General features: G+C 45.7%; 10 protein-coding genes and 2 pseudogenes. 11 read left to right on the forward strand and 1 reads right to left on the reverse strand.

Translation table 11 applies throughout. From position 1 onward, the window contains the following. From B153_RS0119270 to B153_RS0119300, 6 genes and pseudogenes are all read left to right on the forward strand, one after another. Window positions 1-249 (forward strand): annotated as a pseudogene (locus B153_RS0119270) (IS5 family transposase); the annotation flags it as partial. Window positions 250-626: 377 nt separating this feature from the next. Further along, window positions 627-2,018, forward strand: a complete 1,392-nt coding sequence (locus B153_RS0119275) for a tyrosine-type recombinase/integrase (RefSeq protein ID WP_020598381.1) — start codon at window positions 627-629, stop codon at window positions 2,016-2,018. 2 nt (window positions 2,019-2,020) lie between these two features. Then, the gene (locus B153_RS0119280) at window positions 2,021-3,199 is read left to right on the forward strand and encodes a hypothetical protein (RefSeq protein ID WP_020598382.1); all 1,179 of its coding nucleotides are present in this window, start codon (window positions 2,021-2,023) and stop codon (window positions 3,197-3,199) included. Between the two features lie 85 nt (window positions 3,200-3,284). Beyond that, a complete protein-coding gene (locus B153_RS35460) occupies window positions 3,285-3,557 on the forward strand; it encodes a helix-turn-helix domain-containing protein (protein WP_020598383.1) in 273 nt (90 codons plus the stop codon). A 50-nt stretch (window positions 3,558-3,607) separates the two neighbouring features. Beyond that, entirely contained in the window at window positions 3,608-4,579 is a 972-nt protein-coding gene (locus B153_RS0119290; RefSeq protein WP_020598384.1) for a hypothetical protein, read from the forward strand. Window positions 4,580-5,352: 773 nt separating this feature from the next. After that, a complete protein-coding gene (locus tag B153_RS0119300; protein ID WP_020598385.1) occupies window positions 5,353-5,697 on the forward strand; it encodes a hypothetical protein in 345 nt (114 codons plus the stop codon). 157 nt (window positions 5,698-5,854) lie between these two features. Here the strand turns inward: B153_RS0119300 and B153_RS36760 are convergent, their stop codons facing one another. Beyond that, window positions 5,855-6,625: a LytR/AlgR family response regulator transcription factor gene (locus B153_RS36760; RefSeq protein WP_020598386.1), complete on the reverse strand. Its 771-nt coding sequence runs from the start codon at window positions 6,623-6,625 to the stop codon at window positions 5,855-5,857. A gap of 1,427 nt (window positions 6,626-8,052) precedes the next feature. Between B153_RS36760 and B153_RS36765 the strand changes: the two genes are divergently transcribed. From B153_RS36765 to B153_RS38025, 5 genes and pseudogenes are all read left to right on the forward strand, one after another. Beyond that, the gene (locus B153_RS36765) at window positions 8,053-9,042 is read left to right on the forward strand and encodes a LytR/AlgR family response regulator transcription factor (RefSeq protein WP_020598388.1); all 990 of its coding nucleotides are present in this window, start codon (window positions 8,053-8,055) and stop codon (window positions 9,040-9,042) included. Between the two features lie 1,887 nt (window positions 9,043-10,929). Next, entirely contained in the window at window positions 10,930-11,706 is a 777-nt protein-coding gene (locus B153_RS36770) for a hypothetical protein (RefSeq protein WP_020598390.1), read from the forward strand. 218 nt (window positions 11,707-11,924) lie between these two features. Then, window positions 11,925-12,959 (forward strand): hypothetical protein, encoded by a 1,035-nt coding sequence (locus B153_RS0119330; RefSeq protein ID WP_020598391.1) that lies wholly within the window; start codon window positions 11,925-11,927, stop codon window positions 12,957-12,959. Between the two features lie 222 nt (window positions 12,960-13,181). Beyond that, window positions 13,182-14,729, forward strand: coding sequence for a hypothetical protein (locus tag B153_RS36775; protein ID WP_020598392.1), 1,548 nt, complete (start codon window positions 13,182-13,184; stop codon window positions 14,727-14,729). 57 nt (window positions 14,730-14,786) lie between these two features. After that, window positions 14,787-15,601 (forward strand): annotated as a pseudogene (locus B153_RS38025) (hypothetical protein); the annotation flags it as partial.

The raw sequence follows: 15,601 nt of genomic DNA on the forward strand, positions 1-15,601 counted from the left end.
AATGGCGTATTTGCCAAAGAGCTTGACCGCTGGAGCATTGATTTTGAGAAAGCCGCTCGGCCTGAATCAGCGCGTGGTTTTGTGCCCGTTGCCAAGCGGTGGGTCGTTGAACGGAGTATCGCCTGGACCAACTTCTTTCGGCGGATCGTAAAGGATTACGAGTATACCGTATCTTCTTCGGTGTCTTGGCTGTATTTAGCTAACAGTCAAATCATGCTACAACGGCTTGAGGCTGTAAACCAAACATAATTTCCCAACACGCTCTTAACTCACAAAAAAACTCGAAATCGAGCTAATTTCGAGTTTTTTGCAATTTCATAGAGAAGATCCTAATTAGACTTTTGTCACATTTAGGTACCACTTAAAACAAAAATCCCTCAAAACAGCCTGTTTTGAGGGATTTTTTGACTTTTTGTGCACTCGTAGGGATTCGAACCCCAAACCTCCTGATCCGTAGTCATACGTGTTCACTTATTGCTACTCGTACTCTGTTTATATTCAGGAAATAACTAGCTGTATGTCAGTGTTATTTAATAAATTATAATATGTTAAATTATTGATATTATGCTTTTGTTCTTTATGTTTGTGGTGTCCCTTGTGGTATCCCTAACAGAAAAGAATAAACTATGAATAAGGCAACGATTGCGCTGGTTCTTGACCAGAAAAAGATCCAAAGCCCCGACATGGGCATCGTCAAAATCCGAGTGACTTTCCAACGGGAAAAGCGTTTTGTGACAACAGGGTTGAAAGTATCCGTTGCCGATTGGCAAAAGCTGGATCGGATGAAGGGCGAGTTGGATAATCGAATCCGGAATGAAGAATTTATCCGGTTACATCAAGTCCTATACGGCGGGAAAGATGAGCGGCAAAGAGTGATTGAAGGTATTTTGCCAAAAGCTCGTAAAGTGGTCGATAAGCTGGGTGTAAATTTCAGCTTCGAGGGCTTTAAGAATGGGTTGGCTAACTATGGCAAAGAAGATAAACAGCTTGCCCAACGGAATAATATCTTTCGAGCCTTGTCGGATAAGCAAACGGCTCTATTGAGCCAGAGTCGAATTGGGACCGCTTCCATGTATGGGCTGGTAGCCAAGTCAATCAGTCGGTTTATCTTAAGTTTGACGGAGAAGCAGCGAAAGGGTCTCAACCTGGTTATTGGAAAACAGTTTGCTCAACAGCCTTCCCTCAAATTTGACCAAATTACACCAGCTTTCTTAAATGCCTATGAGGCCTGGATGTTACGCGAAGGCAAAGCGGCTCAAAGCCTTGAAGGGACATCTCAGCCAGCCTCAGCGACAACCGTTGGCATTTATTGCCGACACCTGCGGGCGGTATTCAATCAAGCGGTAGAGGAAGGGATCATAACCGCGAAGGAATATCCCTTTGGTCGAAATCGGTATCTGATTCCGGGTGGACGTAACCCGAAGAAAGCCTTGTCTAAGAAGGATCTCAATGCTATAAAGAAATACCAACCTAATGCGGAGAATGGAGAGCAAAGAGCCCATGATTTATGGCTATTCACCTATTATTCGAACGGCTTGAATATGGCTGATCTGTGTCGGTTACGCTGGCGGGATATAGACCAGAAAGCGAATTGCTTCTATTTCGTTCGCCAGAAAACCCGGTTAACCAAAAAAGGTGATGTCGTGCCGGTTCGCGTTCAGCTTAGGCCTGAAACCTGGGTGATTATTGAGCGATGGGCTAGTGGGAAACGATCCGCTGAGGCCTATATATTTCCTTTCCTGAATGGGGTTACGGACGCCAAACGAGAAAAGGCGATTGTCGCCCAGGTCATCAAGCATACGAATAAATGGATGGGCCGTATTGCCGAATCGCTGGGCATCGATAGTAAGCTAGGTACGTACTCCGCCCGCCATTCATTTGCCACCACCTTGCTTCGGAATGGGGCATCCGTGGCCTTTATTGGGCAACAAGTAGGGCATGCTAGTGTACAGTCGACGGAGCATTATTTGGGGCAATTTGAAGAAGAGGATATCCAGCAATTTTTAAACTGCCTTTAACCATGGAGGTAACTGTGTCAACCAAACTTTCCGAGGGCGATTTAGTAGAAGCTCCTTTCTGGCTTGCCGAACACCTGATGATGAAGGTAAATGACCAGCCAGACAGCCAGCCCATCCAGGTACTGGGCCAGCAAATTCGAGCTTTTTACAGGGGGAATGTTCAAACTGAAAACGGTATGCGATGGGAAGTCATCTCACCCAATCTGAATGCTGGTTTAGCCATGTTCCATCAGAAAGTACGGTACTTGGTACCGGCTATGAAGATCGACGATGAGGATCGATGGGTTCTGTCATTTCCGGCCTACGTTCTTATCGATTGGAATCGGCTGGTCAACTATTTTATGGGCGTAAGTGAAGCCATTCAATCACTTATTGGGGATTGTTTACCGGATGGGCTGGTTAACGAGTACATCAGGGTGCAGTTCGTGCAGACGGCGTGGCAAGTAGCGGAGGCTGGAGTTGAGTATGAGGAAACGATCGTGCGACAGGCGTTGGAGCGACTACTGACGTGTATTCGCTATGATGCCAAACGGGTGAGGGAAAGCTACTGGAAGCACTATCATTGTTTACCTTTAGAGACAGCGTTGCTTCAACTAAAGGCAATCACCTCATCGCTCCGATTCAGAGCCGATGAAGCCCAATCGGAAGGCATTCCTCCTGACGAAATGGAACGGTTGAAGGGTTGGGTCGATGACGCCGATTATGCCAAGATAATGCAGAAATGGCTCAGTAAGCATGAACTGAAAGAAAAGGAGCTGAGTGACCATCTCGCCTTTCAAGCCCATCAGGTTGAACAAAGTGATAGGCTACATACTGCTCAGGAAGTATCGATGCGAATTAATATTGATGACAATCAAATTGAGCCGCTACTGAAAGCGTTTCAGCCCTATCTGAATGAACTCGACCAAGTTTCGTTGAAGGCGCTGCTTGATGGGCAGACGATTGCGCAGCGAATTACGGTACGAGATCGTCCGCAAAATAGTATTGCGTATGTGTTTAGGCAGGCTAAGGAAAATGGGCATATTCAGAATGAAAAAACGGAGATTGCTGCCTGGTTGGTCCGATGGTTTCAAGTGGTACGCCAAGGAGAAAGCTATCCGTTGAACCATCGATCGGTTTATGATACTCTGACCCAAGAGTATGCAACGCCAAAGACCAAACCAATACGCTACAAACCATAAACAAACTATACGTGACCCCATACGTGACGCTTGATTTGCCGTATTTTAGTTTATCTGTTTTGCATCGGTTTTAACAAAAACGCCGATGTTAGTCAATTTTCAACAACTTCAGGACGATCTCAGCACGATAAAAGAAACGATGCTGAGCCTTGCCCAACGGCTCGATCCTACCACTTCGTCAGTCCCTGACGATAGGCCCCTGTCCGTTACGGAGGCAGCCGAATTTTTAGGCATTGCCGAACAAACCCTTTATCAACATGTAAAGCGCATCCCGCACCGGAAACGCTTCAACCGGCTTTATTTTTTTAAAGCGGAATTGCTGGCTTATCTAAATGGAGAGGAGGTGCATCATGACTAGGCAGCGCATTGGGACAGCGGTTGACCCATCAGAGCCTAAAGCCGACAGCCATGCCGATCTGTAACACGACCATCAGCTATCCAGCCGATCTGATCGAGATCCTGCTGGAACGGGATGAGCTGCGCTTTGATGAAGTACGGGAGCGAGGTAGTCCAATCGTCAAACGGTATTGGACCAATGAGAAGTATCAAAACTTTTCATTCGATATCAATATGAAATCAGGTAAAGTGATGATGAAAGGGTCGTGGGCTAAGTTTCATAATGAGGGGGCGCATAACTACTCCCGTTATACCCTGGCTGACTTTGTAACGGACATCTGGTCGCTCTCGGAGCGGTTTGGGTACGATTTCTCGCAAGGGTGGCTGCATGGCCTGGAAGCTGGCGTAAATCTGGAGCTGTCCAGTATGCCTCAACCCTACTTTTCGCCTGAATACCTAATTCCGCTGTTCGTGGCTTATCAGGGGCGTCTGCCTTTTATCGAGATGAGAACGATACGGGGAGCCGGGCTAGGAGTTGAGTGTAGCTTAACCAATTATCGGCTGAAGGTGTACGATAAAGGCACGCAGTACCATCGGCCCGAACCAATTCTTCGGATCGAGTACGATTGCCATCATATGCGGGAACTGCAATCCCTGGGCATCCGGCGGTTATTGGATTTAACGGAGCCCGCTAAACTGGCTGGGTTAGGCGCGAAGCTGCACCAACTTGTCAAGGATTGTGTCGTCGTCGAACCACTCTATGGCGTCAATGTAACGGCGGCTGAACAGAAGTTGTATAATCAAGCTGATAACCCTCGTTTTTGGCGCGATTTAAGTTCACGCCGTCGATCCTATTATCGGGCTCGTTTTCAGGATCTGATGCGAACGTATAGCCCATACCGTTTGCATGATTTCCTGTGTGAGCTGGTGGCGATAGAGTGGCAGGAGTTGACCGACGATTGTCAGATTTTCTTGCCTGTTAATTGCGGAAAATCTTACAATGAGCTAGCTCAAGATGGGTTACTCCATTTAGCCAATATCTAACCTTCCTTCCTCCCTCCCTTCCTCAGCTTCATAACGAGTTCTGTGAATTTACTAAGGCTGGGCTGTCGTTGGTTAAGGCTAACCTAGAACGGCGCTGTAGGGTGATGAGAGGGGCGCTGGATGAGGTTTAGCTACCGGCTGATGGATTGGTTTTGGAGCTAGGTTGCAGCACAATGTCCTGTTGTTGTCGTTTCGCTATCGGAATGATAGGGAGGTAGCTGGCTGGAAGACTGGCCAACAGGCATCATTAAGCTACTTCAAGGCTACACCGTATGCGTTGAATGGAGCTAATACCTGTTTTAAAAAAGGAATGGCTACCTATTGGTTCGATGATGAAAAATAAGGATTGTTTTTTCAGGTTGGGTTGTGACTGAGCCGGGGGATGAAAAAAACGGCATAGGTACCCGTGGAAGCTGAGTCGGTAGTCTCCTGATGCGCTCGCTCAAGCCATCCTCAATTTGAAATAGAAGAATGGGTACTTCTAAATGAAAGAAGTGTCAATTTAATTGAGAGAAAGGTCATGCATTTTAAATAAAAACTACTGGATTCTATTCTGGCATGATGAATTTCTGCCCGAATAGCCCACTATATCTGGCTCCTGAAAAACTTGATAATGACTGTTCCTCAGCTCCAGATTTTAGTAGTCCAATAGGGGCAAGTCGATCGATGTATGGGTAAAAAACAGATAGTGAGTCTGTTAGGCCAAAACCATAAGAACCCAAAGAATAGGTTTATTCTATTCTGGTGTTATCAAAAACTCAATAATTTACAAAATGGCAGCCAACGTTCTACATAATCATAACCGAAATCCGTACGCAAGTAGTAAAGGACAACAACATGCCGTGCTTTTTACGGCCCGCGACTATACGATTAATTTGTTAGTGGTTCTAAGCCCAATTTCCTTGCGGGTCATGGTGCTTCTAGGTACCAGGATGAATAGTGAGGGGTATGCCACGGCTAGTCTAGATCAGTTAGCACGAATCATCCAGTCGCCCCGATCGTATATCAATAAAGGGATTCTAGAGTTAGCCCGCCATAACCTGATCAAGAAGAAGAAGCGGAGTGAGTATTGGATTAATCCAGATGTGTTTCGGTCTGCTGTTATTGAATTGAGCTAATTATCAATTCCATATGGGCCGTTAAATTTTTAACTTGCTCTGGTGATAAGCTATTGATGTAGCGTTTTAAAAATGAACAAAACACAACTTACCCGTACAGTTGGTACCCGCTATTTTCATGGTACCAACTGTACGGTATGTAGGCTCGATAGTCCTATTACGTAAGATTTAACGAGGTAGCTTTGAGCCTGGATTGTTTTTCGGCTGGTGTAAAACTATCCATGAATGACTTGATGACCACCCGATATTTAGACCCAATCGGTATTTTAACTTCATTCAGCAGACTTACATATCGGCTATCAATTCGTTTGATTTTTGACGTATTTACGATGAATGATTTATGGACGCGAATAAACCCTTTACTGCGAAGTTCGCTAGCTAATTTCAACAGCCGTATATTGCTAATGACATACGATTTTTCTAAATGTACTTTGCAATAAACGCCATACCCTTCAAGGTAGATAATATCATCTAACGAGAAATACTCGATCTTCCGTCCTATTTTAAAAAAGTGTGACTTTTCAGCTTGTACTACTTTTGCGTCTGTTGGTTGGATGCGATTGGGCTGCCGATTGATACGATTAAAGGCTCGATTTATCGATAATATGAGCCGTTCGTATGAAAACCCTCTTTTTAAGAAGTCGACAACGCCAAACTCATAACAGCTTACAGCCTCTTCAATCGTATCAGAAATTACAATGATAGAGACCTGTAAATTCGAGAAGGTTCTGACAAGGTCTAAACCGGAAATGTCGGATAAAGGCAGGCTTATAAAGACGACATCATAGGGAAATTTGGTGAAATTTAGTAATCCATCGATTCCGGACGGACTAACATGGCAGTGTTCAAATAACTGTGTTTTCTGAAGTAGGCTTAATAGCCGTTCTGAATAAATAGGGTCTTTTTCGATTAATAGGCTTGTGTACATGGTGGATGTTATCAGAAAGAAAGTTTATATAAAGGGATTCAGTTAGTTGGTTTTTTATGTTTTCAGGGCCAAAAAAGCTTTGAGGGGCCTCAAATCGTGTGTTTAATACACATTTGAAATAGCTACTGGAAATGCCAGAGGACGCAACCGGGCAATGAGCCTGTGGCATATGTATGCTACAATCCGCGACGTAGGTATGGGCTACGTTAAATGCTTATCCAGATGTTAACAGGAATACCAGGCTTAACTCAATGCGTTGAGCAAACAATAGGCATGTGCAAACTAGCCAGTGGGCGCGCAGACCCCTTGGGGCGATTGGGCCACTGGCATACAAATCATGGCTCAGGCCGGTTGCCCAAGCCATGATTGATTCAATGACCAGATCGGATGTCTGGTTTTACCAGGTACTGACTCTACTTAAAAACCTTACGTCAAATGATCTGCTCACCCTGTTTAGTCTGGCCTTTTGCCCCAAAAGCAGTAAACCGATTCATGATGTGCGTACATGTGATGGAAAAAAAAGAGGAAGATTGTTCAAAAATAGGCTTGTTGTTGCCCTCAGCTTTCTGACGAAATAACGCTCTGGAACGCCCAGAATCGCTATTTCGACGGCTAAGATTGCCGGGTTTGGGACATAACGCAAGTGATTTGAGGGGTAAATTGACAAAATGGACCATTATGGTACGAAGTGGCAGAAAAAATACGTCTAATACGTGAAATAAGCTTACGAAATGTACCGTGTAGCAGTTACTTTTGCCGCACATTAGATTAATAAAAAGCAACTACATATCTATTATATGTGTCCAAATGTGTATTCTCATTGCTCAGTTGTGACTCTAAAAATTACACTTCAAATGGGAAGAGGCTATTCAACTGAGGCTCTGATAAATCCTATGAACTGGGTTATGATGTCAAAGAGATTCATACGAATGCGCGGTTTCCGTTCAGCTTTTATCAGGGTGGTGGTGTAGGGCTGCCGAGTCGTTTATTATCCAGGAACACCGATGGTCTAAATCGGAGTCAGATCAGTAGTATCAAGCACAGGGTATAAGTACATGTTAGGCTGTCCCCAAAGCGGAGAGAATAAGACCCCTCCTTTTTTGAGGACACAGTTCTTTGGCGAGCAGCCGCCTGAAAATGAGTTGTATTGAGTGCGTACTATGACATACATCAGCTAAACAGATGCTTTTACGCAGACATAAACTGGACCCCAAGCCCCAATTTTGCCGCTGGATGGCTCAAATAAGATATTTCTCTCCGATAGCTAACTTGTTGAGCAGGTTTATGCCATTACTCTTTTTATTCGCAATCTTCTCAGGGATTATCTAAAAAGTTTGACGAACACACGGGTCAGAACCCCTGCGTTGCAGACGCTTTATGGATAAATCAATTCCCCACGTACTCTTTTCCGTAACAAAAACCCATATATGAAGCTTTCTTCAATAAGCGAGCCGAAATACGTTAATAATACTTGGTCGTTGAAAATGCTTATTAGCTGGACTATTGTCGGCACATTGTATAATCTGACATTTAACGGGCTTTTTAACGCCATGATGGGGCGTTTAAATACACAGGATAGTAGATGGTTGCTATGGTTTATTTTAAATATAAGTTGTACACCTGTAGCGATTGTTTTTGTAGGCTTAATCGTATTTAAAAAATGGAATACGATTTGGAAAAGGCCCATTGTTGTTACTACAGATGATGACAAAAAAGCGGTCGTAATTGTTCAGATAAAAATTTTAATTGCTATTTATCTAGTAAATTGTTTATTGGCCATAATTGTCAATTCCTTTTTTAATATAATCTGGCAATGGGCTATGCCTTTGCATTTGGCTATTGGATTTAGTATGCCTGCCGTTGCTTTTTACTTTTATAATAATTATATTCTGGAAAAAAATAATCTTTTCCAGTTAGAAGGAAAGCCAATCAATGGAAATGTAGTTGCTTCTGCTGAAAAAGATATAATAAGTGAATCAGAAAAAATAAATAAACTAAATGGTACGCATAATTCGGATATACTACTCAGTCCGGCAAATCGCGTACCTATAATTAGCCCTCAGCAGGAATTTATTAAATTTATGGAATATGATCGGGATGTTCTTCAACTCTTGCCCAATCAAATTTATGCAATTCAGTCGCAGGGAAATTATGTATTAATTTTCTGGCATAATAAAGGTGAGAAATTAGAAAAAACCCTTTTGCGTATCAATATAAGTTTAGTTGAAGAATTGCTGGTCAACTACCCCCTTTTCATGCGGACCCACCGCAGCTTTATTGTCAATCTCCAGAAAGTACGGCACATTGAAGGGAATACCCGAAAACTGCATTTGCAAATCGCTCTGCTCGACTATGATGTATTGGTGGCAAGAACGAAAGTCGATGAGTTCAGACGTAGAATGGATACCGTTAGTTGAGGGGAGCGCATCTCGCCCGTTTCCGGTCCGAATGGCTAACTCCGGTCTGAAGGCTGCCTGATAAAGCCTGTAGCCTGTTTTCGCCCTGTTTATTCCTAAGCAGTCACGCAAAATCAGATTGCATTATTTTTTGTCATTCCGACGCAGGAGGAATCTTCGGATAAACCTGGCTTTTCTGCTTATATCCGAAGATTCCTCCTGCGTCGGAATGACAAAAACGGGCTTAAATATAGTTCAGTTAAATTTGCGTGATTGCTTATAAAGAATTCGCGGTGGGTTAGTCAACCAGGCACCGGGAAAGAGGGTATGCTGTGTGTAGGCTATACTTATGATCGCATGGAGCTATACAGTTGGCACGACTTATCGTTAGGTTAATCTGGTGGCATTTTGTACAAATAGTAGTGATCCTAATTGTAAAAAAAGTAAAGCAATAACCGTGACAGTGTTAACCGGACCACGTTGCGTAAGACTGCGTTCATTTACTGATTTCTCATGTTCATTTACTATAAACGGTCGTATGAGTAGAATAAGCAGGTCATTCGTTATATTTTCTACGTGTCAACCGGTATTTTATGGTCTATGCGTTTTTTATTTATGCATAGGCTTTTTGGTTAAGGGGATCGGGCAGTTCATTTAAAATAATCTACATGAATTTACAGGAAATAGGATACCCCCTGTTCATGGCACCTGTTTTGTATGTTTATTGAGCAGATTAGTAGTCAATTAGTTTCAGAAACGAATTCTTTTATGAGAAATGCCTCAGACTCAAAAAAGGATACAACTTACAAAAGTATTGCTTTGGTAGGTACGTTTCTTTGACAATAAGTGAACTACTTTTTAGCTAACCCTTAACCCGTATACAATCCATAAACCACGAACCAACTATAGCCTATGAATGAAGTATACGATCACATTTTATTGATGCCTTTTCCCGCGTGTTTGCCTGGCCAAACAAAACCATCCATGTGATGATCTTTGGCCAGGTACCCAGCTTTCTGCCTCTTACGCTTTATCCAGAACTCAGAAATCAATTGTCGTCTATTGTTTAATTAATCCCCAACGAACCTGACTAATTCTGAACCACTTTATGACATTAACCCCGTACGATTCGTGGCCGAATAAGGATGACGTTTGCCTTCTATCGGTCATTACAGGAAGGGCTAAACATCCGTTTAAGTTGACATTCAGGCCCTTGCCAGCAAGCGTCTAGTCGAACCTTCTATTGACTACCACCCGAATTGATTGTTTCATTGTGTACACTACTCCCTGAAATAGTCACGAACCAGCAAAACCACATCGCAACCGAAGAAGCTCCTCCAGAACACCTGACCCAACTACTTGATGCGCGTAAAATAGACTTTTGACGGGTACTTCTGATCGTGCCGTATTGGCCCTGTGCGTACTACCTCACATGCATCGGCAACGTACCTGACAACAGGGGCTACTTACCCCTGAGCGATTCCAATGCCTACCGGAAAGGGGGCGGCTCAGGATCGGTAGTCAAATACAAAAAAGCCGCAAAGCTGTGGCCGGGGAGCCTATTGCCTTTACGGGAATCACTTCATCAACAACAAAAAATCGTATAACCCAATCGCTAACCCTTAAAACGATAAACACGCTTATGACAGATAGTTCCTGAATGCCGAGATCGCAGCCCACCGGGCGGTGCTTGTTGCCGCCAAACGAAAAGCCTGCACGCGCATAACGGGTTTGGTAAACTGGCTGGGAAATCCCTCTATCCGACGAGGTGAGCCCTATCAAGCCCGATCAGAATAAACCGCTCGCTGTCTATCGTATACAGCCGTACGTTAGAGGCCGGAACGGTATCTCTATTCATTCATTCATTCATTCTGACTTACTGGTCTAAATCAAAATCAAATTCAAGCAATGAAAACAACTACGATTTTTAAGGTCATTTCAGCTTTGTCAATCATTTTGGCGGTTAGTTCAACCAGCGTATTTGCTCAGTTAAAAGTGGGGAATAATCCAGGCTCTATCAATCCTTCTGCAGTACTAGAAGTTGAAAGTACTAATAAAGGATTTTTACCACCTCGGGTAGCTTTAACCAGCATTACTGATGTGACCACCATACCCTCACCAGCAACAGGATTGGTAGTAGTCAATACGGCCAATGCCGGTACCGACCCCAATGATGTCGAAGCTAATACCCTTTATATGTGGAACGGGACCAAATGGGATAAGTTAATAAGTCAAAACAATTCTTTCAACGATAATACAGGAACTGAGACTAGGAAGATTCAATACTATGGAGACTACCAGCCAACCAAGACTGTTTTCTCTGGACCATTTGAATTTAGAACTATTAATAATGGTTCAGGTGGATTAAGTTATCAGTGTCGGTTAACTGTTCTACCGACCGGAAATGTGACTATTAATTGTGCAACTGTTGTGGCTTGGGGAGGTGTTGGTGGCACTGGCCCGTTTGGAGGTAACTCGGTTATAACCTTTACAGTTAATAACTGGAATAACTGGCAAATGATAGGAGAGGTGACAACTGCTTTAAATGGGCATAACGTGATGATGTCTGTTGAGTCTTCGCTTATACCAGGCTGGAATTCATCTCCTTTATTTTACAATTTATTGACTCAGCGTATAGGAGGTACTGCTTCAGGTCTAAAGACCCTAGTAATTAACCGGTATTAATCTACAAGAAATAAAGATTTGACATCTGTACAGGTCCCACTGATTGTAATGGGAAAGGTTTTTTATGCTCTTATCTTTTCGGCTAGGGTCATAAAGAGCGTTTATACTGATCTTTTTGGGAATTCTTACCGACAAGAATAGGAGTTAGGTTTTCAAAACTCAAAGAAATTCAAGATATGTATGTAAACTTGAAATTATTAACTAGAAGCGCAAGGGCCATGCTATGGCTTTGCTGCTTGCTGCTGTCAACGATAACTCTGGCCCAGACAGGTAACTATGTGTTTTCGGGAGGAGAGGCTGCTAACTTTGGCACCATTAGTCTTACTACCTCCACATCCTGGGGTACAGCTCGTACATCTCCACAGGGCTATTTTGCAGCATATGGCACTGCAACTTATACGGGAGCTGATGATACCCATAATATAAATGGGTATGTAAAACACTATGTGCAGGTTGCTAATCAGGGCTTTACGTTTCCTGTTGGCACGGGCAGCGATCTACGGGCTCTCACAACCAGTGGCTCCATTGCGAATGGGCTAGTGGTTGGAACTGCCTGGATACTTGGTAACCCAGGATCCACAACGGACCCTACCGATGGTACTACGCACAGTACATCCTCGTTAGGAACGGGAATTACGGCAGTGAGCACCGTAGGTCAGTGGGATTGGGTAGTCAGTAGCGGCTCGGCGGCTGGCGTAACGGTCAGTGTGTCGATTCCCGATGTGTCGGCTTTAGGTCCGGCCACACAGTTACGGCTGATTGGCTGGAACGGTAGTCAATGGGTGAATCTATCGGGTAGTAGTGGGGCTTCTGGAAATACCGAAAACAGTACATTGAGCGGTACAATGCAGTCGGGCATTACAGCAATTGGGATAGGGTTGAGTACACCCCCTGCTGCTGGAACTATTGACTGCGCTCAAACCCAGCTCAACCCAGCCCCAGTATCAGGTACACCAGGTCAGGTTGTTTTGGTAGTCACCGTAAATATTACCAGCCCCGGCGTATTTCCTGTTACTGTAAGTGGGTCTGGAATGAGTTTAGCAAATGGGGTCACGTCTGTAACGGCTACTAGTACGGGCACAAAGCAATTCTATATTCCATTGGACTACGACGGGTCCACACTCGGAACCCTGAATTTTACCATTGGTTCGGCAGGAAGTTGCTCTGCCAATTTAACGAGCCCTCCCAAGCAGACCGTTTCGAACGTCTGGACATTATCTTGTGTGCCTACTGTTGGCCCCGCGCTGAAATAATGGACGATGGTCCGTATTGATCGAAACCGATAAGCGAAACAGCCTACGGCCTGTCCGTAAACGGGTATTCATCCAGAATACCAGGGGCTATTCGCTTGCCTTTTTTTCAGTACAGAACCCATCTGTCAGTAGCTAAACAATCAAAAATAGATCGATGTGAAGAAGCTATATATAATTCCATTACGGGCTATTGGATGGTTGCTGTGTTTACTTTGTATAGGTATGAACGTCTACGCACAAACGCCCGTAGACCTGACTACCCATCAACCGAGTACGGCACCCCCATCGGGAGCGACGTTGGAGTGGCACAATGGATTACCGATTAGTGCCGCCAACCTCATTACCGGCTCGCAGGTTACCGCAGCTACGCCAGGTATATACTATGCCGTATATAATTATGGCGGTACGCCAGCCTGTTATAGTCAGCCCTCATCCCTTCGGGTGCTTACCAACACCTGTCCGGCCACGATTGTCGATTTATCGACCGCCGTGGATGCCACCAGTGTGCCTGCCAGCGCCACGGTAACCTACCATAGTGGGTCTACACCATCGGCGGCCAACCAGCTATCCAGTACAACGGTAGCCACCGCAAGTACGGTCACGACCTACTATGCCGCCTATAAGACCTACGATGCCAGCAATAGTTCGTACTGTTACAGTAATGTATCGCCCATTGTGGTGGTCCAAACGGTATGCTGTCTGGCTACGGTAGCGCCCGCGTTAAGCACCACGCAGGTCAGTAACGTATGTCCGGCACCGACCGTCAATTTGTCGAACATCGTGGCGACCAATCAGCCCGCCAACACGACCCTGACCTGGCATTCGGGGGTACCGGCAACGGCGGCCAATCAGCTCACGAACGTAAGTTCACTACCGGCAGGCACCTACTATGCTGCGATCTACGATCCGGTCAACAACTGTTATAGCGGCACGGCCGTAACGCCCGTAACGGCTACCCTGACCAACTGCCCTTTACCGCTTCAGGCAAAAGTGTGGTTGCAGGGGGCATTGTTTGGGGTAACGGCTGCCAATGGCGTCATGCGCGACGATCTGCGGGCCGGTAACCGCCTGCCTGCCAGCAGCCCTTACACGAGCTGGAGTGCCTTAACATCGACCCAGCCAGTTAGTAATACAGCCGCTGTGTTTGGGGTAACCGGCAACGATGCCATTGTCGACTGGGTGTTTGTCGAACTGCGTAGTCCGTCCAATTTTAGCCTTGTCGTGGATAGCCGGTCGGCGCTGGTGCAGCGGGATGGCGACATTGTGGATGTGGATGGCGTAACGCCCATTCAGTTTAGTCAGGCAGCGGCCGGGAATTATTATGTGGCCGTTCGGCACCGCAACCACCTGGGCGTAATGACGGCTACTGCTGTTCCTCTGTCGCTCACGGGAACCGTTGTGGATTTTCGGAATCCAGCCACGTCTACTTACCGGATCAGTACGGCATTGACCAATCAGTCGCAGGTAAGTGTTGCGCAGGGGATGGCCATGTGGGCCGGGAACGCCTTGCAGGACAAGGTGGTGATTTACCAGGGGACGAGCAACGATGTATCGGCAATAGCCTTGCAGGTAAAGGGTCCGGCCAACATTACGGGTTCACCCACCTATGTCTTGAATGGCTACAACACGGGCGATGTAAACCTGGATGGGAAAACGATTTTCCAGGGGACGGGGGCTGATGTGAACTTCATTTATCTGAACGTAACCAGCAATCACCCCGGCAATATCTCAGGTACCAACATCTTCATTATACGTGAACAACTCCCATAACTGGTTGGCTGGGGCCCATTTTAAGCGGCTTCACCAACTAACTATCTGCTAAAAGACATGAACGAATTTTCGAAAATGAAACGGTATCTTAGCTGGATAATGGGGGCGTTGGCATTCCTGAGTATGCGTGGAGTGCTAGCTCAGACATCCTCCAATACCGTTAAGTACCAGGTGACCTACGATGTGGTCACGCAGACGTATACGGCCTGGGCTGTTCCCGATTATTCAACCCCGAACGGCAACAATTCGGGATCGAATGAATTGGTATCGACGGCCCAGTTTACCCTGAAAGTACCGATTGGCTTTACGATTCAGAACATTACCAATGCCAGCGGTACGCAGACCTGGGATAATGCACCCGTCAAATATGGACAGGGTTTACCGCTGCCCTTATCGGGTGGTGGGTCGATTACGCAGGATTATGGGGCGGGTGTACTGGACCCCAGCTATGCCTATTACGTAATTGGTAAATCGCCAACCGAATCGAATTTGGGCCCATTTGTGGCGGGTACACCTGTGGCGTTGTTTACATTCCAGGGCAATGGCTGCTTCGGGCCAATCATGCCGATGGCCCCCGGCGATGCCTTTATTCAGGCGGCTCTGGATACGTATGGGTTCAATGTGCCAAACAGTTTTTACTCAAAGTCAGGGCAGGGTTCTTCTGGGAATCAGATCCCGTTGGAGCAATACGTTGGCAATACGCCCAATGCATCCGCTGTTTGTTCGGTGCCGCCCACGGTAGGCATCACCTCTCCGGCCAACAATGGCACGGCGACCACCAGCCCAACGGTATCGGGTACAGCCACACCGGGCAGTCTGGTAACGCTGACGGGTCCGGGCAACCAGACCTTGTGTACGACCACGGCCTCAGC

This window comes from Spirosoma panaciterrae DSM 21099, from assembly GCF_000374025.1.
Taxonomy (GTDB): Bacteria; Bacteroidota; Bacteroidia; order Cytophagales; family Spirosomataceae; genus Spirosoma; species Spirosoma panaciterrae.